The following is a 25,318-nucleotide window of genomic DNA, read 5'->3' as shown; positions in this document are numbered from 1 at the left end:
ATGAACACTTATCCCAGCATCAACCCAACAATCAACCCTCCGGTAATGACAGAAGTTATCGTTATTGTAGAAAATCCTGCCGTTACCATGATCGGTAGAATATTTTGCTCAATTACAGCGATTTCTTCTTCTGTTTCCCCTACAGCTGCAGCTGCTTCTTTGGTTAAGACCATTGTTCCTGGAAATCCAAACAAGGTTGTCATACCTACAGCAATCGACAATGAACCAGAGTAACCGACCTTTTTACCGATAAGGAATGACGCTATAAAGATTATCCCCAAACCTGCTGCTAAGTAGAAAGCAATTGGACCAATCAAATGCAATAGATCTGCCGGAACAATATCTGCTAATGGACCAAACGCAATAACCATGATGGAAATCATTAGCAAACCAAAAGAGTCGGTAGATGATAATGCATTAGGCTTCAGAATTCTGAAGTGTCGCAAAATGATTCCCAATAGTAAGGCAATCACAAAAGCATTTACTGTCCCATTAGTTAATTGACTTAAAAATCGAGAAACATACATTGTCAGTCCCAGCAAAAATAACGTGCCATAAGGTGTCCGTAAAAAATCTGGTAAAATACTTTCTTTAGCCTCCGTAGTATTTTCAGCTACTTCCTGTTCAAAAAAAGTCAGCTTACCATCACGATATTGCTTCTTCACGCGAAGCGCTTCTTTTTTCAAAATATTCGCCGTAAATAAGAAACCAACCAAATTTTTTAAGTTTAGTATCAAGAGCGGAAAAACTGCTAATAAGTAACTAGATAAAATCCCTAGATCGCCGCCAGCATTCTGAATCTCATTTACTTTTTCCTGCACCATTAAAATCGATAGTGTCCCTCCGGTTATTGATGCGGTGCCAGCTACGGCAATATTTCTGTCAAAGATCAATTCACCGATAAAGATTAGAATCACCGTCATTAAAACAACTGTTAACGATCCTACAACAAAGGTCTTCCACTGCAACTTCAAATCTTTAAAGCTCATCATTGTTCCTAAATGAACGATAATTACCCCAATAACAGCATTTCCTAAGCCTAACAATCCTGAGTCCTGAATCAGATCATGAGGTAATAAATCTGTTGCAAACCCCACCAAAAAGATCAAAGAAGCTACTAACATCATCGAAATCAAAGCCTTGCTTTTGTTTGATACAAACTCCCCAATCGTCCAAATAAACATTACAATAGTAAAAGCTAATATAGGTTCCATTATTTTTCCTCCTTATTATTGAATCGGATGATACGTGAATCCCAAGCCATGAACTTCTGCCACATTATAAGTGATCATAAAGCTTTTAGGATCAATCTCATCTACGATTTTTCTAACCAACGGATACTCCTGCCCAGTCACCACTACCATGATCATTTCTCTATCACAATCATTTTTTCCGCCTCTAGCGTCGAATACTGTCATACCTCTATCCAATTCATTTGTTAATTGATCGCGTATTTCTTTTGTATAGTCTTGACTTATGATCATAATCGCCTTTCTTCTCTTCAAACCATTTTCAATATAATTCATAACGATTGAAGTAATCCCAATAGATAAAATAGCGAACAAAAACTCTTCGAAACCAAAAACATAAAGACTCATAAATACGATCACCATATCAGTAAACAATAGTCCTAGTGATGGATTCATACCAAAATATTTTTCAAAAATCAGCGGTGGAATTGTTGTTCCTCCACTAGATGCTTGGATCTTATATAAAATAGCTACTCCGACTGCAAAAACAATACTTCCAAAAATAACTGATAGTAAACGATCTTCAGTTAGCATACCGATCGGTACTATACGTAATGCTAAAGGAAACAACAAGCTCCCAATTAACGTATTGAAGAAAATCTTTTTTCCTAAAAATAAAGCAGCTAAAATTAAAACAACAACATTCAATGATAGGACGACCCATGAACGATCGATTCCTAACGCTGATTCTGCTAAAATCCCAATCCCGCTGGCGCCTCCAGCGGCAATATCATGCGGTCCTAAAAATAAATTAATACTAATGGCTAATAGTAATACCGCCACTGATATTTTTAGTAGTTGCACCAGAAAAGAAAATAGCGTATCGCTTTTATTTTTTCTATCGACAACGGATTTTCTTTTTTTCGCTCCTGCTTTTAAGCTTAAAGTAGTATTTTCTTTCATACCCTTTCCCCTTTCGTAATAACTCCTTAATGAGTATGGTGCTAGTTTAGTAAATTAATACCGCCCTCTCAAACAAACTATTTCTAAAAATTGGAAAAAATTTGTTTGAGAGCATTACTGTTTTTTTAATATTGGCGTATTTAATAAAAAATAGCCTAAGAGAAATGGTTATCTCTTAGGCTATTAGTATCTGCTTAAACAACTATGCGGCTGTGAAAAAATTGGTCGTAATGGAAGGACTTCTTGAAAAAGCATAGATGGATATCTCTTGTTTTCTAAGTGAGGTTTTGCTTTTTTAATATTTTCTCTTGCCGCAGAGTGAACAAAAATATTCCATTACATCAGCTATCACTCTCAAGTATTTCTTTCTGCATGTCTTTCAAGGTCTGAATAGAAAAGCGCATTTTTTCTATTTCATCTTTATCTAACGGTATTTCAATGATCTCTCGAATCCCTGATCTATTTAAAACAGCATTAGAACCAATACAAACATCCTTACTATTATATTGACCCTCCAAATGTACCGAGACTGGAAGAACAGAATTTTCATCCAGCAAAATCGCTTTTGTAATCCTTGCCAAAGAAATGGCAATCCCATAATGAGTAGAACCCTTGTAATGAATGATCTCATATGCTGCATTCTTAACGTTTTCTGACAATTCTATTAAGTCAGAGTCGGAAAATTCAGGATGTTGATTCAACCATTCGCTGATCTTTAAACCACCAATATTTCCATGAGACCAAACAGGAAATTGTGTGTCCCCGTGCTCACCTAAAATATAAATATTCACGTCTCTTGGATCTATTTGAAATTTTTCTCCAATGGCACTTCTTAATCTAGCGCTATCCAAAGAGGTTCCCGAGCCAATAACTCTATTTGCGGGAAATCCTGTTAGTTTTTTTACATAATGGGTGAGAACATCAACTGGATTGCTGGCAATCAAAAATATTCCATTAAAATGATGTGCCATAACTGATTGGACAATTGACTTAATAGTGCGTGCATTGCGCTTCACCAAATCCAATCGAGTTTCATTTTCCTTCTGCGCCGCTCCAGCTGTGATAACAATTAAATCTGCATCAGAACAATCCGAATACTCTGCAGAATAAATTCTTTTAGGCCCAACATAAGCCAAACCATTCGTAAGATCTTTCACATCACCGGCAACCTTTTGAGAATCCAAATCAATAATACCTACATTATTCCCAACACCCTGTGCCATTAGAGCAAAGGTATAGCTTGAACCGACATCTCCATTACCAATTACTACAATTTTATTCATCATAATTCTCCTTTCGACTCTCTATCTTATTAATCTACTATCGAACTTTTCCTTAATGATTTTTACAATTATCAAGCAATTTCAAGGATAGCTTGTATAGTAAGTTTAGTGAACAGCTAAGCTTTTCACAAATAAACTAATTCTAGAAATCGGAAATAATTTGTCTGAAGGAATTAAAAAAAAGAAGCTTTAAATAGAAATAAATCATCTGCAAAAAATAATTTATAAATATCAAGACAAATATTTTATTTATAGGCTTCGTTCGTATTATAATGAAACCGTATCACCACTTTTTGATAAGGGGGCTTTTTCTAATGAATACCTACTCCTATGATTTGCTAGTCGATAAATCTATAAAAAGAAAAATAAAAATCCTTCAAATCTTACTTGAAGCCAATCGTCCGGTGTCATTAAAAACTTTTAGCGATCTCTGTGATGTTTCTTTCAAAACGATACAACAAGATGTCGCTTACCTAATCGATAACTTGCCAAACGCTCTCTTATTAGAAGAATTCAATCATACTTTATCCCTTGAAAAATATGGCCCGAGCCGTGAGATTGTCACTTATATTGATAGTCTAATTTCAGATAATCCAATATTTCACATTATCGAATCCATTTTCTATGAAGAAAAGAAAGATTTGGTTACTTACGCTTTGGACTTATACATTTCCGAATCAACAATGAAAAATTACATCAGAACCTTCCGAAACGTTCTTAAAGATTTCAGACTTGACCTCGATACCACTACCTTTTCCTTAGTCGGTGACGAAGCAAATATCCGTTATTTTTTCTTCCAGTATTTTCGCTCCATTCATGAAAGTAGTGCACCCATCATCCATAATGATCAATATCATGAGATAACAGAAGTCTTAGAAAAAATGAAAAGAGACTACGATCTAAATTTAAATTTTGACTACTATAGAGCAACAATTTGGATGTTCATCATAGAAAAACGAATAGAAAACCAGCATTTTATTGAGTTTGATGCTTCAATACTGGAAAAATATGAGAATAAAGATAGCTACCGTCGTTTTAAAACAGCCTTCTCTACTTATTTTCATTCAAAGGTACCTAAGGAAAACAATCGGAACCAAGAAATCTTGTTTTCTTATTTTGCACAAGTCGATACCATTATTTATGAATCAAACAGCTCATACTTAACCAATGACTTTATTCAAGAATTCACTGAACAGGATTTGCTTATTACAAATTTTTTTATCGCCTCAAAGCAGAATTTAGTACTCAACCATAAGGCAAAATCAGCTATTCAATCCTACCTCACAAATCTATCGATATTGACGGAGTGTACGGATCTGTTTCAAAAATATTCTCGCATTTTGATACGCAAGGCTAAAAATAATTACTCTGATACATTTTCTATTTGGTGTCATATTTTAAAAAATCACGAATATTTTTCACAGGTTGAGGATGTCGCCGCCAGATTAACCTTATTGTATGAGGTAAAAAAATATAATAAGAAAAAAGTACTCTTTGCGCTAACTGGAGACTCCTCTTCTGTAAGTTATTACAAGGCTCTAGCAAAAAAAGTTATTCCAAATGACGTTGAATATCATTTTTTATTCAATCGACCATTAACAAATGAATTGTTAAGTACACTGCAGATTGATTTGTGCGTATACAATTTTGAACCGCAGCTCCATCTTACATCATCAGATCTTTATCGTTTATCTGATATTCCCTTAGATACTGAATGGCAGGAACTGCAAGACCTGCTTTTTAACATCTAAAGATAAAAAACACCCCGTTGCTTTAATATCAATTAAAGCAGCGGGGTAAAAAATTCACTTAATCTTTCCTTTACAATCGTCATTGCTCTTCTTTTTTTCTGGCTTTCATTGCTTAGGCGTTCAGATCGGCGAACATCCTCTTCAAACTGTGCTTGAATTTCAGAGACCATCGGACTCGGCCCATATATAAAGGCGGATATTTCATGATTTAGATGGAAGCTTCGAATATCAAAATTTGTCGAGCCTATTGATGCGACGAGACCATCTACAATCAGATATTTACAATGTAAAAATGACTCTGCATCATACGCATAAACTTCAACTCCCGCAGACAGCAGACGATCCACAAACGAATGATTTCCATAATAAGAAATCGCTCGATCTCCTTTGCCGGGAATAATTAATTGTACCTTCAACCCGCACCTTGCTGCACGACGTATAACAGATAAAGATTCCTCGTCCGGCACGAAATATGGGCTTGCTATCTGAATCGTTTTTTTCGCCTTTCCAAACAATTCCATGATCGAATCCTTCAAAATACGTTCTGAGTCATAAGGGCCGCCAAAAATTATTTGACAGATTTCAGTTTGTTCTTCGGAAGAATTCTTTTCTAGTGGGAAGTAATTTTGTGGCTCATTAAAAAAAGGCAGCAATCCTTGTTCATCCTCATTTAAAAAAAGCCAATCCAATAAAAATGCATACTGTACATAGATCGTACTAGGTCCTAATATTTTTAGATTGGTGTCTCTCCAATAGTTAAATTTATCTGTTCGGCTGCGATATTCATTGCCTAAGTTCATACCGCCCATGTGAGCTATTTGACCATCGATGATGACCATTTTCCGATGATTTCGCCAATTTATTCTAGTGCTCAAAGACGGAGAATTCACTAAATCATACGTACGAACTAAAATACCTGCTTCTTTCAGTTTAGAAATGAACTCAAAAGGCAATTTGATCGATCCAACGCTATCATAAATAAAACGAACCTTTACACCTTGTTTGGCTTTTTCTATTAATATATCCGCTAATTCACGACCTGTTTCATCTGCCTTATAAATAAAATACATTAGATGAATATGATGCTTGGCGTTTTGAAGGTCTATCAGTAATTCTTGATAAGCTTTTTCACCATCAGCTAAATGTGTAAGCTGATTTCCTCTCAAGGATTCATTTCCAGAAAGATAAGTCAGTTCTTTCGAAATAGCGTAGGGCTCATTAATTATTTCCGGATGATCGTTTAACAACTGAGACATGTATTGGTGCAATAACTGCTCATTTCTTTTTTGTATTGGAGAAAAACGCCTAAAACTTGGCTTACCCCCTACTAAGAAAAAAAGCAAAATCCCAATATAAGGAAAAAACAAAATAGCGGATAACCAGGCAAATTTTGAAGTAGCAGGACGCTTGTCGATCAGTATTAAATACCCGCACAATGCAAAAGATACCACTTCTGCAAAGATCGTTAGGATAATCATACTATCAAAAAATTGATACGCTGCAAAGCAAACGCAAATAAATAGCAAACTGATAACCAGCAAGCGCTGTAGTTTATTTTTCATTACTGCTCTCCTCAAGATTCACATTGTCATTTATACGCATTTCATAACTTTTATTAATTTAATTTTACGCTATAATTTGGAATCAATCTAGTTTATCGAATTTCTGAATAGCTATTTAAAAAAAAGTATTCCATCTGTCATTCGTACTTCTCATTAGTTAGCTTTCCTTATATAAGAAAAGCTCGTTCGTGAAGCCGGACATGGATATAGCTGTTGTAAAGCCTTTTTTTCTGTGAAAATTCTATACTCCCTTTAATAACCAAAAAAGGAACTGACCCAAAAGTCTTTAGACTTTTGAATCAGCTCCTTTTCACGAACAAACGACAGCAGCTCATAAGTTGATGTGCCAGCGTTTATAGGCTTTATTTATTTAATGAATCTTTAGCTTGGTCAGCAAGCAAAGTCCTTTTATTGAAATTTGTACGAGTAACAATTTGCTGTTAAATCAACAAATTTAGCTGATTACGCTTTTACTATCGTTCACAGATTATAAAATCAATCTGGGTCAATTCTGGGTCAAATTGATTCAATTATTACTTTTTCTTAGTCAAAAATTTCTCATCTAGCGTGGGGCGCTATACATAGTTTCACTTACACTCACAGACCTTTTCACAGACCACCAACGCCAAGATATTTTTTATTTATCATACCTATCATTATTTGTTGTCTTGTTTTATTGCCAAGGGTATCAACATCAGCAAAAAGGAAAGTGCTAAACTTGTTAAAATATAAATCACATAACTTGTCCAGTCGACGGTACTTTTATTAAGATAACCTGATCCTATAAAATACATCAAAATAAGAGCAAATCCCTCAATCTATTGGTAAAACAACCGGATTCTATACCGTATTGTCATTACATAGAAGAAAATGAATATAGCGACAAATACAACATATACTCGTAAAGTGCTAAAGCTAAAATTTTTGAATAATGCATCATATCCCGACACAAATATTGCAACTAAAGTTACGAGTAAAACAGTTCTTAATAAGTAACTGTCCTTATATTTCTGCCTAAATTTATTTATTAATGAATTCATCGCGTTAACTCCTCATACTCTATTAATAATCCTGTCTAGTAGTAGATCATTTGATCGTTTAGTACATCTCAAAGATTTGAGGAACAACAATGTCTAATTTAAGTATCTCATCTTCCGAAAGAACCTTTCCATCTTTTCGCCAAACACGGATTTGACGCTGTTCTTTTTCAAGTGCGTAATTTTCTGAAACATACTTTGCTTGTGGGTTATTCAAAAAACTTCTTATAAAAATTGACCTCAATTTACTTAAAGTCAAACCGTTTTCTCCTTGCATTAAAAAAGGCGACTCATATTGATAAACTCGCTGGTCTTTTGAAAGCTTTCCTCGCATGTTATTCTCCCCTAGTCATCCATTTTACAAGCATAAACTAGTATACCAAAAAAGCCAATCCAAATGATGGACTTGATAATAATTTTAGCTAACTAGGCTTCTTTCCTTAAATCGTGAATATATTAATCCTATCAAGAATCCGATTAAAGCTGGCAATACCCAGCCCATACCTATATTAAAAAATGGGAGGTATTGACCAACAAAACTTAGCCATGACTCTATCGCAGGAATAGTTAAAAGTGATGATGGGCTTGCTGCTAAAGCATCAAAAAGAGCTGCAATAACTGTAAATGACGTGGTTGTTTGATAAACAAGCTTTCTGTGTTTAAATAATGGACTCATAATTGCCAATAAAATCAATGTCATGGCCAAAGGATAAATGAACATCAGTACTGGCAAAGATATTTCAATTATTTTGGTCAAACCAATGTTCGCAAAAAGACACGGTAGCACACTAGAAAGAATGATAAAGAAACGGTAGCTACGCTTAGGGAATAGCTCAACAAAAGCTTCAGAAAAGGCTGTTACTAAGCCAATAGAGGTTTTTAGACAGGCTAAAATAACAATCACTGCGAGTAATATGCTTCCTGTAGTCCCGAGATAATAATTCGCAATTTGTGCCAATGCAACTCCCCCGTTTTCACTAATGGCGAATTTGCCTAAACTCATTGCTCCCAAATAGGACAACAAGGTGTAAATAATACCCATCAAAACAATACTAATAGCCCCGGACTTAATCGTATCTCTAGCGATTTGATTAGGTTTTGTTACTCCCATAGAACGAATCGTAGTAACAATAATGATCCCGAAAGCTAAAGATGCCAAAGCGTCTAAAGTATTATAACCTTCCGTAAATCCTTTTAAAAAAGTTGCGTTTTGATAAACCGGTTGAACTGGTGCTGCTCGAATTGACCCTAGTGGTTGCGTAAATCCTAAAAAAAGTAGCCCTCCTAATAAAATTAAGAAAATTGGATTTAAAAATTTCCCCACATAATCTAAAATTTTTGTAGGTTTGCGCGAAAATAACCATGTCGTTGCAAAAAACAACACACTGAACATTGCTAAAGCAAAAACTAGATGCTTCCCTGAAACAAAAGGCGCGATCCCAATCTCAAAAGAAGTTGTCGCCAAGCGTGGCAGGGCAAAAAATGGGCCTATTACCAAGTAAATTAGGAAAGTAAAAATAAAGGCATATTTTCTGCCAATCTTTGACGCTAAATCGTAAACACCTTTACTTTGAGAAACACCAATCGCTATTATACCTAAAAATGGCAATCCAATGCCTGTAACCAAGAATCCTAGATTAGCTAAAACTATATTACTTCCTGCTAATTGCCCCATGTTTACAGGGAAAATCAAGTTCCCCGCACCAAAGAAAAGACCAAAAAGCATTGATCCTATATAGATGTACTGTTTTATTGAAAGTTTTTTCCCCATATAGCAGCTCCTTACTATGAACAAGAATAATGATGCCAACTAATTGTACACAAGTATATCAATACTGACAAAAGTTTTATTAAATACCACCAAATACCGTTTGAATTGTCAGAGTATTTTCTATTTTATGTTGCAAGCGTATCTGGATGATGTTAACCTTGTCTTAGAAATTCCTTTCTTACCTTCGAACCCAGCAGTTCGGGGGTATTTTTGTATTGCTAGCCATATAACCAAATGATAAACTACCTTTTCAACGACTATATTCTTTGAGTCTGCTGCGGAAACAGTAGGTTCTTTTTTACGCACTTCTAGGGGCAATTTGATTGATCAGGAAAAAATGATTTAGCCCCATCTGTTTTACATTTTTATCCTTCTGAGATATAACCAAAAATAGTGGCCGTTCGGATCGACTACGAGTTATTTTGACACCCTTTTGACGGATATTCTAAAGTAGCGTTACGTGACTTTAGAACTACAGTAGCTATCTATTCGATCTGGCTCTAATTCATAACGAACTGATATCACTCTGTGTGACAACAAAAAATCTGTTACGGTTTTGAATCACAGCGAATCTGATGTCGTTTTAAAACAACTACTTTTAGTCTGCGAAGCTATAAATCACTCAGGGCGGCTGATACATAAGCTTGTGCGCCAATTTAAACAGCCCACACAACTAAAGAAAACTAAATAATTTGTACGCTTTAGCTTACATGACTAAATACGTCCGTTTATCATAATTCACGCCCCGGGAATTATCCCCCTGGGCTAAAATCAAACTTTATTCGAACCTCACCGCTTTTTACTTTCTCCGCAATATCCCGAACAAGTTCAACATTATACTGGCCACTTTCCATAAGCGATTCTTCTATTTTCATCATTTGGAATCGATAACCAAAATTGGTATAAAATCCATGCTTTTCTGTGTTTATATTTCCTATGGGTGCTCCGCCACCTTTGTTCCCTATGGCGTTCTTATTGCCGTACGGCGCGCCTCGTTTCTTCGGGATCGTTAGTGCTATTTTCCCAGCAGAACGGTTCAGACGGTACTCATTTGTGCTTAAAGCAAGCAGCATATAATCAACTCGTCTTCTTTTCTCTCTTGGTTGCATTACGATCACTCCCTCTCATAAAAAAAGGCAGCCAAATCTCTGGCCGCCAATGCAATTTATTTAGAAATATAACTCATATCTGCTGAAGGATCAGTAATATCTACACCTACCCACTTTTCATAAATTTTACTCAATTCACCATTTTTTTTCATTTCAATAATAACATCAGAAACTTCTTTTCCTAATTTATCCATCTCCTTGTCACCTTTTCTATATAAGAATGCTGTATCAGTGATATCTTCAGATTTGCCTACAAATTTTCCATCCACTACTTTATTTTGAATCAATGCTATATTGGTTCCTGCTCCTTCAAAGAACCCAACTACGTCACCATTATTTAGTGCTGCAGCGGCGGTGTCTTTATCTTCAAAAATGACTGGTTCAATGTTAATTTTCTTTTCCTCAATGTACCGTTCTAAGAACTCCCTAGCGTTACTTGTGGCAGTAACCGCAACTTTTTTTCCACCACAATCTTCTAAACCAGAAATATCTTTAGTCTTATTCAAAACAAGTAATTTCATAAAACCATGAGCATAAGGTTCAGTAAAATTATACTTTTCCTTTCTTGTTGGATTAATAGCCAAGTAGCTAGATAAAAAATCTACTTCCTTATTATCGATTTTACCAAACAATACATCAAATCCAGCGGGATCAAATTCAATATTCTTATCTAGTTTCTTTCCAATGTAATTCCAAATATCTACTTCTGCTCCAACAACTTTATCATTTTTCATATATGAAAATGGAGGAACGTTATTGTTTATAGCGACTTTAATTGTTTGCGGATCCTTTTTTTCAGTTGAATCAGACTCCTTCGAATCTTTTTTTTGGCAACCTGATAATACAAATACTATTGTAAAAGCTACGATAATTGTAGTTACTATTTTTTTATAATTTTTCATTCTAAATCCCCCATTAATCTGCTTGTTTTAAAAATTCTTTAATACGTGGATTATCTGATCTATTAAATATTTCTTCAGGGCTACCAGATTCAATAAACGAACCATTTTCCATCACAAATATTCTATCAGATACCTGTCTCGCGAAATTCATTTCATGCGTTACAATCAACATTGTATACCCTTTGTCGCGCTGTTCTTTAATCAGCTCTAATATTCCTTGAATTGATTCCGGATCTAGCGAGGATGTAGGTTCATCAAACAGCATTATTTTAGGTTCAATTGCTGCTGCTCGAGCTATTCCAACTCTTTGTTGTTGTCCCCCGGACAACTGCTTCGGAAACGAATTAATTTTCTCTTGCATTCCCACGCTTTTTAATGCCTTCAAAGAAATATCATATGCAACTTCTTTTTGTAGATTTTTTACAGTAATTAAAGGCTCCATGACATTTTCAATAGCTGTCTTATTTTTGAATAGATTATATTGTTGAAAAACCATAGAAGTTTTTCTGCGAACCATTAAAGTTTGTTTCTTAGAGATGCCTGGAACTGATACTGATAAATTGTCAATATCCATTTCAAGGCTATCGGGTGTCTCTAGCAGGTTTATACACCTTAAAAAAGTTGATTTACCTGCACCAGAGGGGCCTATAATAGAAATCGTTTCACCCTCATTAATTCTCATAGATAAATTCTTTAGAATAGTTCTTTCGCCAAATTTTTTGCTAAGGTTTCTTAATTCAATCATAGTTGTGCTCCTTAACTTTTCGATAACTTTCGCTCTATTAATTTTTGAATTTGCTCAAAAATTAATATGATTCCCCAGTAGATTAGCATAGCTACTAAATAGGCCTCAAACCAATTTCCCGTTAATGAAGCTTCAACTTTCGCTTTGGATAAAATATCTATCACACCGATTGTAAATCCCATAGAAGCTCCTTTAAAAAGCATCACAAAGTTATTCCCAATAGATGGTAAAGCTATTTTAAAAGCCTGAGGCAAAATTATTCTTCTCATTGTTTGTAAATATGTCAATCCCATAGCAAATGAGGCCTCAAATTGTCCTATATCTACCGCCTCAATAGCAGCTCGAAAATTCTCAGCCATAAAAGCTGTGGTATTTAACATCAATGCCATTATCAAAACCCAAGTTGGCGATAGTCCTTGAAAGATTGGTATTATTTGTCTCAACCCAAAATATAAAAAGAAAAGTTGCGCAATAAAAGGAGTAGCTCTGAAAAATGAAATAAAAACACCTAAGATTTTGCTCAGTATAGGTACATCGAAAAAACGAATCAAAGATATAATAGTTGAAAAAACAACCGTTATCAAAAAAGCTACTATTGATACATAAAGTGTTACATAAATACCCGAAAAAGCTATCGGGATTGTTTTCAAAAAAAATGTCCAATCAATATTTTGCATATTATTTACCATACTTTTTATTTAGTAGTTTGAACGCACAGTATGTCTAAAAAGGTAGTTTACTAATGGTACTCTCTCGTCTTTTCTCACTAGTCTAATAGTGAGATACTTCACTATTGGTTTCATAAAACAACGAAACTTGGTCTTAGCAACTCTAAGAATAGATTTTACTCAACATCATGTCAGAAATTTGTTCATAGTCTCGCCTCCAAACGCCCATACCAAAAAGATCATACCAAAAAGATCATACCAACGGAATTATACCTTTTAGATAAAACGATTACAACACCATTAAAATTTGAATATCAACAAACAGTTAAATTACTGTAAATCTAATCCCTTTAGTCCTTATCTTGTATACCAATTCCTCTCCTCATCCTTGCCAATCCTTTGCGCATATCTTCCGCCATAATTTTCATACTACGAAACATGTACATGTCATACCAAAATCGGATATTGTCGTATTTTGACTGCTTCATATACTTAGGCTTGAACATCGGGAACATGAGCGGATGGTTTAATAGCTCGCTGAAACTGTTAAATCGGAAATCTTCATCGATCTTTCTTGCTTGATCAATGGCACGATTGAACCAATACCACCCATCGTTTTTAGAACGTTGCTGACTCCGATAAACTAGATCGTGGCATTTACAGCACTTCCATTCTTTACGCACCTTGTATAAGTCTCTACGCCGCTGCTGACACTCCGGACAGACAAAGAACGGAACAACACCTATGCCTAGATTGCTTGCCACATATTCGATAGTGAACATTTTTCCGAAAAGGAACACGTCGGATTCTAGCAGTTCCCCTACTTTAGTGGCTTCTTTTATATTCAATTTTGGGTATTGCGTGATAGTTCGTTCATTCATTTCTACTCACTCCGATTTTCTGCCTAAATCCCTAGAGAAAAACTGCACGTTGCGTTCTGCGTTACACGGACTAATACTTATTGCACCAGTAATCCTGTACACTTTTTTTGTGTGCTCCGTTGCAACCTTTTTTACGATCAGTTTCACTTTACCATAACTTGGAATTCTATCGCTTCTTTATACTGGGTATTATCGATGTATACTTTATCCATTTTCATCTACTCCTTTATTCGATGTTTATTGACTATCGCCCCAAGTTGCGCCGCATTGATTTTATTTCCTCGGGCTACGTACTCTAAAAATTTCTTTCGCTTCTTTTCATAGACACTCCAATGCATATTCTTAGGCTTATTAGGGAATAAGATATGCGGAGATGAACACAAATAAGAAAATCCATCCTCCCAATAATCCGAATCCAATTCCCGAGCGATCGCTTGAGCTTTGTCATACCACGTCCAAAAATCGCCTTTTGTTTCTTGCTGGCTACGATAAACCAAATTTGCACATTTTCGGCATTTCCAAATTGCATAAGCTCCACCATGAAGAAATAACTTAGTGGTTCGCCCTTCACAAATCGGACAACCAAACCAGTAGCGCTTATTACCATAGTTGCAAGGAGTCGTCTCTATAAGAATTCTACGGCCGCCTAAAAACATGTAGTTCGTTTCCCCGTTAAGTATTACTTCGACTTCTTCTTGATGGAGTATTTCTTTCTCTCCGCCACGCGTTCGGCTCCTAGTAAAAGTGTATGGAAATCTCACCGTTTTATCGATCTTCAGTAATTCTTTAAACTGCTTGATACCAATGCTAAAATAGTTTTCTGCTGTTCGAACATTCGACATAATATTCACCACTTTTTTACCAATCTCATTGTTGCACTTGCTACCATAGATGCAGAATTTGCCTAAATCATTAGAGAAACCAATACTTATCGTACTTTTTTGCTAGTTATTCTCTTACAGCGATGTGCGCCATCCCTCTAAATCAGCCGATTCAATTTGATCTATAAGCTGGGGCATGTCTCTAACCTGCGATTTATAGGCAACTAACTGGTCGTATTTCTATTGCTTTCTCCGATGGGCTCAACAGATCCCGACGGAGAAAGCAATGTCGTCTAAACTTTTGTTTACAGGCCACTTTTATCGTGCGGACCTGCAGATGCTGACCGCAAATTTTTTGGGACTTTTTTGGACTAACCTCTCCAGATACGACTTTCTTATAAAGTTCTTCATCTTCTTTTTTAGCTCTCATAACTCGTTTCATAGTGGACTCACTTATCCCTGCAATATCAGCTAATTTTTTTCTAGTGCTATATTGTTTAACTTTTGGGTCCAAGGACCTAGAAGTTAAATCATTGCGTGTACCTTGATTTTCTTTCGCTTGATTGCGAATTTTGCCAATCAAATCATCACTTCTTAAAACAATATCTACTCGCTGAGCTTTAGATAAATTCCTTCGCTCAATAGCTGTATCCCTTACAATTTCAATTGATTCTGTTTTTATTGTGAACCTTAACAATCATTAACAATTTACTCATACCAGATTGAAACATTGGTTACGCTTTATTTATGCTAGCAATTTCTTCCATGATTCTAAATCTGCTTGCTCAATATTGCGGATCGTTTCTTCTGTAGTCATATGCTGCATTCTCAGCGGATGTAGGCCTTGTAGGCGTTCTGATTCATTGGTAGCCACAAAGATGCCGCCTTCTTTGCCACGAGTCGCTACAATCGGCACGCCTTTGCTTCTTAGTGATTGAATAACCGCATAGACTTCGCGACGGTCTAGGTCTACTAGCTTAGTGATATCCGTAATATTGATTTTGCGTTCCCCACCAATGGGGAGTAATTCAGCTACTGCTCTTTCGATGATGGATAATTGGTTCATGTTAACAATCCTCCTCATATTCATACCAGATTGAAATAGTGATTTTTGTTTCTGAATTATTTAATAATGTTTCTGACTGCAGAACATGTTTTACATCAGCTACACAATAGTCCAGAAACTCGTTTACAATATTCGTTAAAATTTCTTTATTACAATCAGAAAATATTTTTACTTTCATTGTTACACCTCTCTTTTTTTATTCGGCGTTCCAAGTGTTCCATTGTGTGCCATGCCGTTCCATGCTATAAACGTTGATATGAAGCCAATGTTCCAATGTTCCATGTTTTTCACTATATCCTTTATATATTTACTTTTTTCTTCTTTTTTTATTTCATCCTTAAAGAAATAGAAGATTTATGGAACTTTTGGAACAAGCGCGGTATATCAATGTTTTTTATGGAACGCTGATGGAACACCTTGGAACTTTTGGAACACTACTCAGAATTAAAATCAAATTGTGTAATATAAGAAATGGTGAGCCTTAACCCTTGATAACGCCACTGACTGCTACCGCCATCAGAAAACCCCTGACGACTTTTTATTTTAGGAACTCCTATCGATTCTAAATAATCACGCATCGCTTGCGGATTTTTTACTCGATAACCGTTATCTCTACAAAATTGGGTATACTCTTTTTGAACAGTTGTCGCAATTTCACCTCTTGGATCGCTTAAATCTATTTCTGTTGATTCAATGACAAATTCGGCAATATGGTCATTATCCAAAAGCCACTTACTTTTTTCCCTTTCCATACTTTCAGATTTAGTGAATTGTGCTTTTTTGCCATCGAATATTTTTCTAAACTCTTGAATGCACGCATAAACGAATGCTGCTGATTCCTCTTCTACCTTGTCCATATCATGCTGTTGCCAAAAAGTCGCACCCTCTATACGCTGATTGCCGTTAATGAATGGCACAACTGCCAAGCGGTCAGAAAACCCCTCTGATTGATCCCGAAACTTTGGCAATTTGTTTGCACTAAAAATCATTTTGGCATAACTCAAAATCTGAAACCCTTGGATGCCTTTAAATTGCGCATAGACTCGGTCATTTCCGGTCAGTCGTTTGATAATACTTGAATCCTCAATATAATCATCTTTAATATCTGCGCTGATATTTGCCGACTTCCCTAACAATTCGACGACTTGAAAACGATCATTTGATAAATCCTGCGGCGTCACAACGGAATAGTTATCATTTCCTAGAATGTGATTCATAATATAGCCAATGAAAGTACTTTTCCCTTCCCCACCTTTTCCTTTTAAGAAGAGCATTTCTTGCGCGGGCGCATGACTTCGATAAAAGATATAACCGATATACTGCATAAGAAACAATGCGTTTTCACCCACTAAGCCTCTAAATAGTGCAATGGTTTTCGGTGTGGCTCGTTTGCTCATATCCAAATCGTAGTTATAAGCGTTCAAAATATAATCGTTCGGGTCATTTGGCCGCATCGTATCATTTAAAATGTTGTAAGTACCATTTTTGAAAACAACTAACTCAGGCTTGCTTGTTTCAAAAGGCGTAGAATCGGGATAATTTTTATTATAAGTTTTCTGCCAAACATAGGTACGTGTTGATGGGATGTATTTTTGATTATAAAAACCCCATGCTTGTAACGTCTCAAGTGTTTCTTTCTCAGCAAAAGTTTTCATTTCATTTTTCCCAAAATACCGCCAATAACCACGGCTGGAATCGTAAACCGCTCCCTCTAACAGCTTAGGAAATCGTACAAGATGATACTTCTTGATTAATTCATCACCCATTTTTTCATGATCGAAACTATCATAATAACTAAGCTCCTTGTCGCCTACTTCCGCAACACACCAATACCAATCTGGTGTTTTTTCGTTAATTTCTTCAACTGCTTTTACTAAAAAGTCTCCACCAGCTTCAATTCCCATCGTATGGGCTTGTTCCAAAATTTCTTTCATTTTTATTCCAATATGAAATGGCTCCAACTCTCCTTTAGTCACTCCACGCTGCTCTAATTGTATTTTGTCTAATTCTTCCAAATCCAATTGGCGTTCACTCCCTCATGCCTAAAATCGTTTTACAAACACTTGTTACGGTGTCTTTTACTTCTTTTTCTGATAGTGGCGGCTGAAAATACATATTTGCTGTTAACGCCACCTCAAGCATGAGTGATGGTTTCACCCCCTGGCGAACAAACTTTTTTGTTAAAAATGCGATACGGTTGTTCCGACCACCTTCATCACAGCCGCCGTACACTTCAGCAAACATATTATTTAAATAAGAAGCGCGACCACCCATGTAATTGTTTGCACGTTGTTGATTCCGCCGAACCGTAGTTTTATTGTTTCTCTCCCACGCCTTAGCACTTGCCAAACCGTCTGCTGTTGGGAATCGCTGTTTCCCTTTAAAAACAGTAATCAGGCTCTCTCTCGGGTTGTACTGCGTCACAATCGGTAATAGCATAAGCTGACTCCACGTTTCATTACTAGCATCCGGCTTCTTAATAATGTCTGCTAATATCTTATGTGTCACAAAACGGATAAGTAGTTTATAATCCTGTTCTTCCACTGGTTCAGTTATTGGCAATACTAACCGATAACGCACGCCTTTCACTCCATTACTGACCGATGGATAGAGCACATAATCAACTTCATAAAAGATGTTGTGTATCTTCTGTTTTAAGTCGTTTTCTGTGATGTCGCCTATATCGTCAAGATCAAGAATAAGTGCATCACGTCGGATAAGATTCTTATTCGTGCGTTTAAGCTCACTCATTTCACCACTAATGAAACCTAGTGCCGAATATTTCTTGTATGCGATCATTTGTTCTTTATCATCAGTGACTTTCACCGTTTGCGGTTTGTACTTGCTAAAAAAGTCCAGCAAAGGTAGTTTTAATGGCTCTTTCAAATCCGAAGGCGATGCGTTTCCTATATAAATCACTCGGACACCTCCATTGATTCGATTTGTTCAGCAATCTTGATTAAAGTAATACGTACAGTATCCTTAATTTGTTTGTACGCTTCTTCGCGCAAACAATTTGCTATTTCTTTACGTTCTTCCTGATTTGCCGTCATCGCTTGTGCGTATAGCTCTTTAATTGATTCTGCACATTCTTCGCCGGAATATTCAGCTAACGACATAACATGTTCATTTTGTTGTTTTTTCATGCTACAACCTCCAACGATTCTAAATTTTCAGCAACTACAATCGTGTTACCTGATTCGTTGCCACATAGATAAATGTCTGTTTGAAGCTCTAGCAATATTTTTACAAGTGATCCTGGTGCAAGATATTTTGATTTCTTTACTTTACAAACATCGCCGGCTTTAAACATTTGCAGTCACCGTCTCTTTACATGAAGAAATTTGTTTCTCATATTTTTGAATAGTAACAAGTTCTTTTTCTGTATAGGTGATGCGATTGTTTTGCTTTAACTCACTCAATATCCTTGTACCGACTTCTAAAGCAAGCATAATATCTACTTCATGCCAATCTATCCCCTGATCCAAACAGACTCGTTGAATGACAGCTTGAGTCAAGCCACTATGAGCCATTCTATTGTGTAGAAAGAAATCGTTCAGATTATTGTTATAGGGAGTCCCTACATCTAAAATATGCATCACTCAGCACCTCCAGCAGATTGTTTGTGATCACGGTTATAGGCCCATTCGTCGTATCCAAAGAACAGATAGACTGCTAAACCAGTAAAAATAAATAATTTTGCTATCAACGGTAACAAGCTGAGAATCCAGCCGATTAAAATACTTCCTATTACTAAATTAGTTCTTTTTTTCATAGTAATTTCCTCCAATAAATAGATGTGCTATAATTGAAGGACAAAAGAATACAGGCTATTTGCCTACGTTAATTGCCTTTATCACACTGCTTTGGACGGCGATTGGTGATATTGGCTTTTTTCTTTTGTCCTGCATCATAATCATTGCTCCTGTTCCATTTGTGCTAACAAGTGCTTAAAGCCTTCTACGGTATCTCTATCAACATCTAGCTTGCCTTCATCGCATCGCTGGATAATATCCGCCATGACTTCTTTTGGGATTGCTACTTGTCCATTAACAAACTGAAACATTGAATCATCATAAGGCGTGTACAACGGATGATAAACACCTTTAATTTCTGCAATACTTCCGTGCGGATTATCGTAGTTTCTGAAATTGAAATACGTGTTGATCTGATTGAAGATGTCAACGTCACAATTGTTCGCATCAAGAATCGCTTGAATATCTGCAATCACATCTTGAGACACATACCAAATACCATCTTGTTGCGTAAACTCTTTGACTGGATACCCTTTGAATATCGGATACGCTTGCTTAAATTCTTTCAAGGTGCGATGTTGCTGCTTGTATTCTGTGACAATCCCTTGCTCCAATGCCTTCTTAGTCGGCTCGCCTGTTTGTGTCAGCATTCCTTCTTGAACCATCATTTGATACACTTCTGCTTTAGATACCTTAATTCCCTGTTGTGTAATAAATCGATACGATTGTTCCACCAACGGCGGATAAATAATTTCCATCGGTACATTCCTCCTATTTTTGCATTTAGTGCAAAATCTATTCGTGCATTTGGTGCACAATTCAATTCGTCCATTTTTTTGGACAATTACAATTCGTTCGTTTTATGAACGATTAACTTTAGTGACTAACGATTGACTTAGTGACATTTCAACTTATGTGCTCTCGATTTAAGGAGTGTTCCTTCGCCCCACGCTAGGAATTATTTTGCATTGTCTCTTAAAAATCGATCAGCTTCTTCTTTGCTGATGCGTTCGTATCCATCAACCAAAATTACTTTAATTAAGCCACTGTTAATGAGCTTTTTAAGCGTGTTGTAACTCGTTGACAGATATTTAGCCGCCTGCGTGTAATTCATCGCTACAGGCTGTTCTAGCTTCTTCTTATACTCATCAATAAAAATAATCGCCTGTTGCTTGCCTTCTTCTGCAGCGGCTTCTTTGACCATCTCTAAGATGGCTGGTGATAAATCTAGTTCATCAATACTTAATTTCATACGATCACCCGCCTAATGAGCCTTCTCAGGTATTTTGAGTGTCGTCTGATAGATAACTACCCCAACATTTAGAATCAGCTTAATATCATCATATGAGCGACCTAACAAGATTAGACCTGTTGTTAACTCCTCGATCTGATTGACTGCCGCCTGTTCTTTAGTAGTGAGAAAATCTAGCGGTGTAGCTTTTGGTTTTGCTCCTCTTGCCTCACGTAACTGTTTAGCATTGAAGCCTAACGCCTTTTTGTAGACTAAATCAGTGAAGTGTTTGTAAAAATGAACGCTGAACCCTGCCTGCTTGATTGCATCAGTTAATTTGATCCGTTTAATCTTGCCGTTTGATCGTTCCAAACGTCTAGCGTTCAACTCAAATTCCATTGTGAAGAATTGTTTAACTAACTCTTTTTTAAACAATCGAACTGGCTCTGTGTTATCAAGGTAAGTTATCAGCAAAGTTGCTTGCTGCTGATTGAGATGGAATACTTTTGCTTTTTGACCGCTTGGCATAGGTCGGATTTCAAATCCGAGCTTCCCAAACTCTTTTAGATCATCTTGATAGTTTCTAATTAGCCGTGTGACGCTATCACGACTATTTCCGGAAAACTCCGCTATGACCTCATCAGTAGTGAATGGTTCACAATTCAAGTCTTCCGATTCAATAAATACTAATTCCTGCATCACTTAGCCCTCCTTTCGTTCTGCTAACAATTCATCGATTGCTTTTTCTACACGGTGTTTCCGGTCCTTGCTCAATGGTGTTCGTAACCAAACACAAAAACGACTATCAGACAACTCAAGTTTTTCCGCCACTTCCCAATTTCGTAATCGATTCATAAAAATACGATCGCGTATTTCTTGATTGGCTTTCATTTACTCACCTCCTAAATCACCGATAACGCTCCGATTTCAATTGTAGCGTTATCGATACAATTATAATACATACAAAAACGTAGCGAGTCAACAACAATATTTCCATTAATTGGAGTAGCGTTTCAAAATCAATCTTAGTGATTCGATAACGCTTCACAAAACAACAACAACAATGTATAATGATAGAAAAAAAAGGAAAAGAGATAGCAGAAATGATTTTAATAAAATTAGAAGACTTGCTAAAAGAATATAATTTAAATATTAGTGAAGTAAGTGATGCTACTGGTATTGCAAGGAGCACCTTAACCCCTTTAGTGAATAATCCTGAAACTGTAAAAGGGTTAAAAATCGAAACAATAGATACTTTATGCGATTTTTTTGGTATATCTTTGGACGAACTGCTAGAGTTTAAACAGGAAAAATCAAAATATTTCATTCAAACTTATTGGTATAACGATGACTTTAATAAATACACGTTTCTATTTGGTAAGAAAATTGGTAGCAAGATACGTTACTCGCTACTTCAAATCAATATCACAGGCTTCTCTTTTGATAACAGATATGATAAAGGAGCTATGGCGATAGCAGAGACAACTTTTTTCACAAAAGAGAAAACAGAAGAATTTTTAGAATCAGTAGATGACCCTCCTGAATTTACGAGTTTTCCAGATAAAAACATCTTTGAAAGTGACACTTCTAAACAACCTGATAAGAACATAAAAATTATTACAAAAATAATTTTTGATTTGATCAAAGACAAAATAATACAAATTGAACTTTTCAAAAAGGCATCAGTGGCTTACTTTAAGATATTATGGGAAATCAATCAAAAGCATTCAAAAAGAAAGCTTGAATTCATATACGATATTTCAACTTCTGAGGTATCGGAATACGAAGATAAAATAATTAATCCTAGTGAATTAAACCGACACTGATTTCCAAAATACTTACTCACTTTCTGTGTTGAGATATAGCTGCACCCTCCATACATACCCATCGCCCCACGTTAGGTACTGGGAGGAAAACACAATGGCAACACAGATAAAAAAATACACAAAAAAAGACGGTTCAACCGCCTATATGTTCAAAAAATATCTAGGGGTTGACCCGTTAACTGGAAAACAGAAAGAAACGACACGTCGAGGTTTTTCATCAATCAAAGAAGCTAAATTAGCTCTATTAAGACTAGATGTTGAAATTGCTGAGGGTGGAATCAACAAGCGCCCCACAAATCGAAGTTATCAAGAGGTATTTGATGATTGGTTTGAATTAGTGTACAAGCACAAGGTCAAAGAAAGCACGTACTGGAACACTCGTATAGCTTTTGATAAGCATGTTCTACCAGCTTTTGGGAGCTATAAGATAAAAAAAATCTCAGTCACTGCTTGTCAAAAACAAGCGAACCAATGGGCGGCTGAGCAGCCTAATAGATACCAACGGTACATTAATTATGCTGGTATGATTTTCAAGTATGCCGTTTCAATTGATGAGATCAAAACAAACCCCATTGAAAGAATTGAAATACCATCAGTCAGTAGCAACGCAACCGATATTGAAGAAGAAAATTTTTACGATAGAGATGAGCTGCTCGATTTTTTGGAAAAGATGAAAGATAATTTCCCAGCAAAACGTTATACCCTGTTCTCTGTACTCGCATATACTGGATTACGTAAAGGTGAAGCCTTGGCATTAACTTGGCGTGATATTAACTTTAGTAATCAAACAATCACTATTGATAAAACCCTTGCTACTGGTAAAAATGGTACTTTATTGATTCAACAACCTAAAACAAAGGCAAGTAATCGAACCATTAGTTTAGATAGCTCAACGATAGAGTTACTAAAGTTTTGGCGTATCAAACAAAAAGAGGAATTAAGGAAGCTAAACATTATGCCATCAGTCAATCAGCTTGTTTTCTCAAAAATTGAGGATAATGGATATATCTACCCTAGAACGCCTCAAACATGGTTGAAAACCTTCTATAATCATCATAAAGGACTGAAACGGATAACGCCGCATGGGTTTAGACATACGCACTGTAGTTTATTGTTTGAAGCTGGTGCAAGCATGAAGCAAGTACAAGCTAGATTAGGTCACAGTAACATCAAAACAACGATGAACGTATATGCCCATGTAACAAAAGAAGGCAAAGAAGAAACTGCCGATATTTTCGGAAATTATATGAAGAATGGTAAAAATCTGGGTCAATCTCTGGGTCAAAAGAAAAACCCCGCTCAATAAAGGCGGGGTTAACGTTGATTTATCAACGTTTATAAGCTTATTTAGCTAATGAATCTTTTGCTTGGTCAGCTAGTGCTGTGAAAGCAGCTGCATCGTTAACTGCTAAATCAGCTAACATTTTGCGGTTGATTTCGATACCGGCAACTTTAAGACCGTGCATTAATTTTGAGTAGCTCAAGCCGTTCATACGAGCTGCAGCGTTGATACGTGCAATCCACAATTTGCGGAAGTCGCGTTTCTTTTGACGACGATCGCGATATGCGTAGTTGTATGAATTCATTACTTGTTCTTTAGCTGTTTTAAATAGAGTGTGTTTAGAACCGTAGTAACCTTTAGCTAGTTTTAATGTCTTTTTACGACGTTTACGAGTTACTGTTCCACCTTTAACACGTGCCATGTTTAATTCCTCCTAATAAATATAAATCATTGAATTTTTTAAGTTGTAAAGCGGGTTGCGCAATTATTTCATGCGTGCCAATTGTTGGCGGATACGTTTGTAATCGCCTTTTGAAACCATAGACGCTTTACGTAATTGACGACGTTGTTTTTTCGTTTTTCCGTGGAAACGGTGACTTGTGAACGCGCGGAAACGTTTCAAACCGCCTTTACCAGTGCGTTTTACGCGTTTTGCTAAACCGCGATGTGTTTTTTGTTTTGGCATGACTAAATTTCCTCCTACTTTTCATTTCGCATACTCTTTAACTAGAGTCAAAGAAGCATTCTCAAAATTATTGCTAGTCTTTCTTCTCTTTCGGTGCAAGCACTAAGAACATGCTACGTCCGTCCATCTTCGCTTTTTGTTCCACTGTCGCGATATCGGCAGTTTCTTCAGCTAAGCGATCAAGAACTTTTTGACCAATATCTTTGTGGGTAATGGCACGGCCCTTGAAGCGGATCGAAGCTTTCACTTTGTCGCCTTTTTCCAGGAATTTACGCGCATTACGAAGTTTTGTATTAAAGTCGTTCACGTCGATCGTTGGACTCAAGCGAACTTCTTTAACGTTGATCACTTTTTGTTTCTTGCGAGCTTCACGTTCTTTTTTCTGTTGTTCGAAGCGGTATTTCCCGTAATCCATAATACGCGCTACAGGTGGTTTCGCACCAGGAGCTACTAGGACTACATCCAGATTTGCTTGTTCAGCAATCTTTAAGGCTTCTACTTTCGATTTAACACCTAATTGTTCGCCGTCTTGTCCGATCAAACGTACTTCACGTGCACGAATGCCGTCGTTAACCATCATATCCTTTGCTATGGTCATTCACCTCCAAAATTTTTGAGAGAAAAAAAGCAAATAAAAAAACGAGTTCTTTACGAACCCGCACGTAGTTCGACTCATCAAAATGACTCGTCATTAACTATCTGGCCCAGCGAGATATTCGCGTAAGGCGAGAAGCGGGTGCTTCTGCTTTCATTTCTCAACTTTAACAGTATACAAGCTAAACTTCATGTT

29 protein-coding genes and 1 other annotated feature are annotated in these 25,318 nt (G+C 36.4%); of the genes, 3 read left to right on the top strand and 26 right to left on the bottom strand.

The window, feature by feature from the left end; genetic code table 11:
* Positions 1-8: 8 nt before the first annotated feature.
* The 3 genes from OMU_RS08960 to OMU_RS08950 form a co-directional block, all read right to left on the bottom strand.
* Complete coding sequence (locus OMU_RS08960; protein ID WP_016179592.1) at positions 9-1,214, bottom strand: hypothetical protein; 1,206 nt, start codon at positions 1,212-1,214, stop codon at positions 9-11.
* 15 nt (positions 1,215-1,229) lie between these two features.
* On the bottom strand, positions 1,230-2,153 hold the full coding sequence (locus tag OMU_RS08955) for a YitT family protein (RefSeq protein WP_016179591.1): 924 nt from the start codon (positions 2,151-2,153) through the stop codon (positions 1,230-1,232).
* 341 nt (positions 2,154-2,494) lie between these two features.
* The gene (locus OMU_RS08950; RefSeq protein WP_016179590.1) at positions 2,495-3,436 is read right to left on the bottom strand and encodes an L-lactate dehydrogenase; all 942 of its coding nucleotides are present in this window, start codon (positions 3,434-3,436) and stop codon (positions 2,495-2,497) included.
* A gap of 314 nt (positions 3,437-3,750) precedes the next feature.
* Here OMU_RS08950 and OMU_RS08945 point away from each other — a divergent pair, with 314 nt between their 5' ends.
* On the top strand, positions 3,751-5,187 hold the full coding sequence (locus OMU_RS08945; RefSeq protein WP_016179589.1) for an AcpB/EbpR/MafR family transcriptional regulator: 1,437 nt from the start codon (positions 3,751-3,753) through the stop codon (positions 5,185-5,187).
* A 32-nt stretch (positions 5,188-5,219) separates the two neighbouring features.
* Here OMU_RS08945 and cls read toward each other — a convergent pair whose 3' ends face one another.
* From cls to OMU_RS08850, 20 genes are all read right to left on the bottom strand, one after another.
* The gene (gene cls / locus OMU_RS08940) at positions 5,220-6,749 is read right to left on the bottom strand and encodes a cardiolipin synthase (RefSeq protein ID WP_016179588.1); all 1,530 of its coding nucleotides are present in this window, start codon (positions 6,747-6,749) and stop codon (positions 5,220-5,222) included.
* Between the two features lie 1,098 nt (positions 6,750-7,847).
* Positions 7,848-8,120, bottom strand: coding sequence for a hypothetical protein (locus tag OMU_RS08935; RefSeq protein ID WP_010742892.1), 273 nt, complete (start codon positions 8,118-8,120; stop codon positions 7,848-7,850).
* A gap of 84 nt (positions 8,121-8,204) precedes the next feature.
* Positions 8,205-9,557, bottom strand: coding sequence for a branched-chain amino acid transport system II carrier protein (gene brnQ / locus OMU_RS08930; protein ID WP_010742891.1), 1,353 nt, complete (start codon positions 9,555-9,557; stop codon positions 8,205-8,207).
* Between the two features lie 752 nt (positions 9,558-10,309).
* Positions 10,310-10,666: a hypothetical protein gene (locus OMU_RS08925; protein ID WP_016179587.1), complete on the bottom strand. Its 357-nt coding sequence runs from the start codon at positions 10,664-10,666 to the stop codon at positions 10,310-10,312.
* A 56-nt stretch (positions 10,667-10,722) separates the two neighbouring features.
* The gene (locus OMU_RS08920; RefSeq protein WP_010742889.1) at positions 10,723-11,568 is read right to left on the bottom strand and encodes a transporter substrate-binding domain-containing protein; all 846 of its coding nucleotides are present in this window, start codon (positions 11,566-11,568) and stop codon (positions 10,723-10,725) included.
* A 13-nt stretch (positions 11,569-11,581) separates the two neighbouring features.
* Positions 11,582-12,313 (bottom strand): amino acid ABC transporter ATP-binding protein, encoded by a 732-nt coding sequence (locus tag OMU_RS08915; RefSeq protein WP_010742888.1) that lies wholly within the window; start codon positions 12,311-12,313, stop codon positions 11,582-11,584.
* Between the two features lie 11 nt (positions 12,314-12,324).
* The gene (locus OMU_RS08910; RefSeq protein ID WP_010742887.1) at positions 12,325-12,990 is read right to left on the bottom strand and encodes an amino acid ABC transporter permease; all 666 of its coding nucleotides are present in this window, start codon (positions 12,988-12,990) and stop codon (positions 12,325-12,327) included.
* Positions 12,991-13,331: 341 nt separating this feature from the next.
* Positions 13,332-13,862 (bottom strand): hypothetical protein, encoded by a 531-nt coding sequence (locus OMU_RS08905; protein ID WP_016179586.1) that lies wholly within the window; start codon positions 13,860-13,862, stop codon positions 13,332-13,334.
* A gap of 218 nt (positions 13,863-14,080) precedes the next feature.
* Complete coding sequence (locus tag OMU_RS08900) at positions 14,081-14,704, bottom strand: hypothetical protein (RefSeq protein WP_227131755.1); 624 nt, start codon at positions 14,702-14,704, stop codon at positions 14,081-14,083.
* Between the two features lie 724 nt (positions 14,705-15,428).
* Positions 15,429-15,749 carry an HTH domain-containing protein gene (locus OMU_RS08890; protein ID WP_010742884.1) on the bottom strand — a complete coding sequence of 107 codons (321 nt, stop codon included), beginning with the start codon at positions 15,747-15,749 and terminating at the stop codon, positions 15,429-15,431.
* A 434-nt stretch (positions 15,750-16,183) separates the two neighbouring features.
* Positions 16,184-17,770, bottom strand: coding sequence for a DNA primase family protein (locus OMU_RS08885; protein ID WP_016179585.1), 1,587 nt, complete (start codon positions 17,768-17,770; stop codon positions 16,184-16,186).
* Positions 17,771-17,777: 7 nt separating this feature from the next.
* Entirely contained in the window at positions 17,778-18,668 is an 891-nt protein-coding gene (locus OMU_RS08880; RefSeq protein ID WP_010742881.1) for a primase alpha helix C-terminal domain-containing protein, read from the bottom strand.
* Positions 18,665-18,895 carry a hypothetical protein gene (locus tag OMU_RS08875; protein ID WP_016179584.1) on the bottom strand — a complete coding sequence of 77 codons (231 nt, stop codon included), beginning with the start codon at positions 18,893-18,895 and terminating at the stop codon, positions 18,665-18,667. The genes OMU_RS08880 and OMU_RS08875 overlap by 4 nt, the downstream gene beginning before the upstream one ends.
* Positions 18,892-19,062 (bottom strand): hypothetical protein, encoded by a 171-nt coding sequence (locus OMU_RS23370; protein ID WP_010742879.1) that lies wholly within the window; start codon positions 19,060-19,062, stop codon positions 18,892-18,894. Before OMU_RS23370 ends, OMU_RS08875 begins: the two co-directional genes overlap by 4 nt.
* Entirely contained in the window at positions 19,055-19,348 is a 294-nt protein-coding gene (locus tag OMU_RS08870) for a hypothetical protein (RefSeq protein WP_010742878.1), read from the bottom strand. The genes OMU_RS23370 and OMU_RS08870 overlap by 8 nt, the downstream gene beginning before the upstream one ends.
* Complete coding sequence (locus OMU_RS23365; RefSeq protein WP_010742877.1) at positions 19,348-19,524, bottom strand: hypothetical protein; 177 nt, start codon at positions 19,522-19,524, stop codon at positions 19,348-19,350. The genes OMU_RS08870 and OMU_RS23365 overlap by 1 nt, the downstream gene beginning before the upstream one ends.
* A 141-nt stretch (positions 19,525-19,665) precedes the next feature.
* Complete coding sequence (locus tag OMU_RS08865; RefSeq protein ID WP_016179583.1) at positions 19,666-20,262, bottom strand: hypothetical protein; 597 nt, start codon at positions 20,260-20,262, stop codon at positions 19,666-19,668.
* A 200-nt stretch (positions 20,263-20,462) separates the two neighbouring features.
* A complete protein-coding gene (locus OMU_RS08860) occupies positions 20,463-20,756 on the bottom strand; it encodes a helix-turn-helix domain-containing protein (RefSeq protein ID WP_010742875.1) in 294 nt (97 codons plus the stop codon).
* Between the two features lie 12 nt (positions 20,757-20,768).
* Positions 20,769-21,434: a Rha family transcriptional regulator gene (locus OMU_RS08855; protein WP_016179582.1), complete on the bottom strand. Its 666-nt coding sequence runs from the start codon at positions 21,432-21,434 to the stop codon at positions 20,769-20,771.
* 3 nt (positions 21,435-21,437) lie between these two features.
* Positions 21,438-21,626: a hypothetical protein gene (locus OMU_RS08850; protein WP_010742873.1), complete on the bottom strand. Its 189-nt coding sequence runs from the start codon at positions 21,624-21,626 to the stop codon at positions 21,438-21,440.
* Positions 21,627-21,838: 212 nt separating this feature from the next.
* Here OMU_RS08850 and OMU_RS08845 point away from each other — a divergent pair, with 212 nt between their 5' ends.
* Together OMU_RS08845 and OMU_RS08840 are read left to right on the top strand one after the other, a co-directional pair.
* Positions 21,839-22,561, top strand: coding sequence for a helix-turn-helix domain-containing protein (locus tag OMU_RS08845; protein ID WP_010742872.1), 723 nt, complete (start codon positions 21,839-21,841; stop codon positions 22,559-22,561).
* A gap of 94 nt (positions 22,562-22,655) precedes the next feature.
* The gene (locus OMU_RS08840) at positions 22,656-23,867 is read left to right on the top strand and encodes a site-specific integrase (protein ID WP_010742871.1); all 1,212 of its coding nucleotides are present in this window, start codon (positions 22,656-22,658) and stop codon (positions 23,865-23,867) included.
* Between the two features lie 37 nt (positions 23,868-23,904).
* Here OMU_RS08840 and rplT read toward each other — a convergent pair whose 3' ends face one another.
* From rplT to infC, 3 genes are all read right to left on the bottom strand, one after another.
* Positions 23,905-24,264, bottom strand: a complete 360-nt coding sequence (gene rplT / locus OMU_RS08835) for a 50S ribosomal protein L20 (protein WP_010747118.1) — start codon at positions 24,262-24,264, stop codon at positions 23,905-23,907.
* Positions 24,265-24,327: 63 nt separating this feature from the next.
* A complete protein-coding gene (gene rpmI / locus OMU_RS08830; protein ID WP_010747119.1) occupies positions 24,328-24,528 on the bottom strand; it encodes a 50S ribosomal protein L35 in 201 nt (66 codons plus the stop codon).
* A 73-nt stretch (positions 24,529-24,601) separates the two neighbouring features.
* Positions 24,602-25,126 carry a translation initiation factor IF-3 gene (gene infC / locus OMU_RS08825; protein WP_010747120.1) on the bottom strand — a complete coding sequence of 175 codons (525 nt, stop codon included), beginning with the start codon at positions 25,124-25,126 and terminating at the stop codon, positions 24,602-24,604.
* Between the two features lie 27 nt (positions 25,127-25,153).
* Positions 25,154-25,282: a sequence feature (ribosomal protein L20 leader region), on the bottom strand.
* Positions 25,283-25,318 lie beyond the last annotated feature (36 nt).

This window comes from Enterococcus avium ATCC 14025 (genome assembly GCF_000406965.1).
GTDB lineage: Bacteria > Bacillota > Bacilli > Lactobacillales > Enterococcaceae > Enterococcus_A > Enterococcus_A avium.
The sequence above is the reverse complement of the archived record's forward strand: the minus strand, read 5'-3'. Positions and strand labels throughout refer to the sequence as shown.